Source organism: Haloarcula sp. H-GB5 (assembly GCF_054850705.1).
In genome coordinates, this window is sequence record NZ_JBTWBG010000018.1 from 1 (window position 1) to 2,505 (window position 2,505).

4 protein-coding genes are annotated in these 2,505 nt (G+C 64.6%); all 4 read left to right on the top strand.

Features of this window, described 5'->3' with window-relative positions:
* The coding region (locus tag ACYJ11_RS21235; protein WP_461649373.1) for a hypothetical protein at positions 1–333 on the top strand (333 nt) is incomplete at its 5' end.
* Between the two features lie 109 nt (positions 334–442).
* Positions 443–607, top strand: coding sequence for a hypothetical protein (locus ACYJ11_RS21240; RefSeq protein WP_461649374.1), 165 nt, complete (start codon positions 443–445; stop codon positions 605–607).
* 67 nt (positions 608–674) lie between these two features.
* Entirely contained in the window at positions 675–1,070 is a 396-nt protein-coding gene (locus ACYJ11_RS21245; RefSeq protein ID WP_461649375.1) for a hypothetical protein, read from the top strand.
* Positions 1,071–1,240: 170 nt separating this feature from the next.
* The gene (locus ACYJ11_RS21250) at positions 1,241–2,251 is read left to right on the top strand and encodes a hypothetical protein (protein WP_461649376.1); all 1,011 of its coding nucleotides are present in this window, start codon (positions 1,241–1,243) and stop codon (positions 2,249–2,251) included.
* Positions 2,252–2,505: the final 254 nt, after the last annotated feature.

Below are 2,505 nucleotides of genomic sequence, written 5' to 3' on the forward strand. Positions count from 1 at the left end.
CGGACGACCGGGACGGTCGAGGTCGTGGCCGGTGCGGAGGAGGCGCGGGAGGTCGGCGTGGTCGAGGCGGTCGAGGCGATGGACGGCGCTGTTGATGAGCTGTACGAGCTGGGCGAGGCGCGAGGTGAGACGGTGAGCGAGCTGGCGCAGGAGGTCGAGGGTCGGGAGGAGACGGTTGAGGAACTGCGGGACGGCGTGCGGGAACTGGCGGGGTACTTCGCGGAACTGGTCGAGGCGGCTGGTGGGGAAGTCGAGTTCGAGAACGTCGAGAAAACCGGGCCTACAGTGCCTGAGGCGCTGGAGAACGTGGACATGGAGGAGTTCGAGGCGTGACGGACTACGCGCTTCCTGAGGTGCTTCGACAGGACAGCGACGGCGACGAGTGGACGATGCCGGAGGCGCTGGCGGAGTACCACGTTCGCCGGACTGTGGGGGCGAACTGATGGACTACCGAACAGCGGTTCCGATGCTCAAGACTGCCCGGACTGCGTGGGCGTCTGAGAGCCGCGCAGAGACGTACCTCGCGGTGTTGGTGGGAACGGTCGGGCTGTTCCTCGTTGCCCGCGAGGTGTGGCAGTTTCGCGCCATCTGGACGGGGAAGAACTAAGGCCCGGTGGTCAGGACATGGAGGTAACTAACGAATCATAGAGAACGCGGGGGAGAACTGTGCCCCGGTGCTGAGAACACCGGAACTACCCCACGAAGTTCCGCTTGGTCAGGGTCAGGAAGTTGCTTCCTGTGCACAGGTCTTCTCTTTCCGACGTGATAGGGATTACGCCCCGAAGCGAACGGTCGGTCATCCGCTTGTAGAAGCCCCGACACAGCCGCCGGAAGGGAGTGAGGTCTCGACTTGCGCGAGCGCCGTGGGACCGGCGCGAGCGCCGAACGACCGGACGAAGGGAGGACCGACCGGGACGACCGAACTCCCCGGCGGTGTGGTGCGGTTTGCGGTCGGTGCGGACTGCTGTGGGGCGCTGTCCTGTCACGAGACGGACGGTCTGTTGAAGGTCGAGCAGGACGGCGAGACGCGGACGCTCTGTCCTGTCCACGCCCGGCGGTGGTTGAAGTGAGCAGTCGAACCACCCCGACCAGCGACCAGCGAGGGGGCGAAGCCCCCGGACACCCCCCCGACGGTTCGTCTTCTCGGCCTTCCAAGAACAACCGTCAAGCACGTTCTGAACCCCCTGAGCCGGTCGGACCGCGTGACCTACCGGACGGGACGGGACTACGGCCCCTGTCAGTGGAGCCGGGGCGTCGGCTGAGAGACGAGGCGGTGCTGGAAGTGTCGGACGGACCGCAGGCGCGACCGTGGTACTCGGTGGTGGAGTCGTGGCGAGACTGGTACGCCGACTACCTCGGTTCGCACATTGAGTTTGAGAACAGCGAGGGCGAGACTGCCCGTACAGAGCTTGAGAACAGCTATATGCCGAAGTACGGAAAGCGGTACTACGCGAAACTCAAGGACTTCGAGCGGGGTGTACAACGGGAGTTCGACGGGATGACGACGGTGATGCTCACGTTCACGGCGAGCCACCGGAACGCGGAGGGCGGCTGGCGGTGCCCGGCGGACCACATGAGGGACATCATGGAGGGATACGACGCCGCCCGGAAACAGCTACATCAGGTACTGAGCGGGGCGAACTGGGAGTACGCGAGGGTGTGGGAACCACACGCCGACGGGTACGGCCACCTGCACATGGCGGTCTTCGTCGAGGACAGTGACAGCGCCGATCTCCGCGCCGAGCAGTTCGAGCCGGTCATGCGGTCGCACGTCGAGAACTGCGGACCGGCAGGGTCGGAGGCGCACGCTGTCGAGGGCGATGACGCGGCGGTGTCGGTGAACGACGACGTGGAGAACCTCGGTTCCTACGTGAGTGAGTACATCGGAATCTTCGGGGATGAGACGCTGAACCGACCGATGGCGGAACAGATGTTCTACGCAGTGACGTGGGCGACGAACACTCGCAGAGTGGACTTCTCGAACGGGGCGCAGGAGATGATGAACCGGGAGCAGGTCCGGCGGGAGTTCCGGCGAGATACGGACGGCTTAGAGCCTGAGGACTGCCCTGAGGAGTTCGAGGACTGGCAGGACGAGGAGGACGAGGACGGGCCGGTGTCGGAGTGGGTGGCGGAGTCCATCTGTACCGTGTCGAACCGTTCGCCGGACTACGTGGACCCGACGAGTGGCGGAGTCGAGACGACGGCGATAGAGGGGCGTTCAGGGGTGGACCCACCCCCGAGTATTCGGTAGTAGAGGCGCTACTACTACGGCTTACAGATGTTGGTGTTAAAGCCCGCACAAGGGCTTGTTCCCGTACTAAGGGGGTGTAGCAATATGGCTACTACATGGTAGAAGCCCTGTGTCATCGGTGCGGACGAGAGTGGGACTACACCGGCAGGTCCGATAGGTACGGAACCTGCCCGAACTGCAAGACGAGCGTGAAGCTTCATCGAGGGAGCGAGCGAGCGGAGCCGAAGGCGGAGCGTTGCCCTGACCCGAGCGAC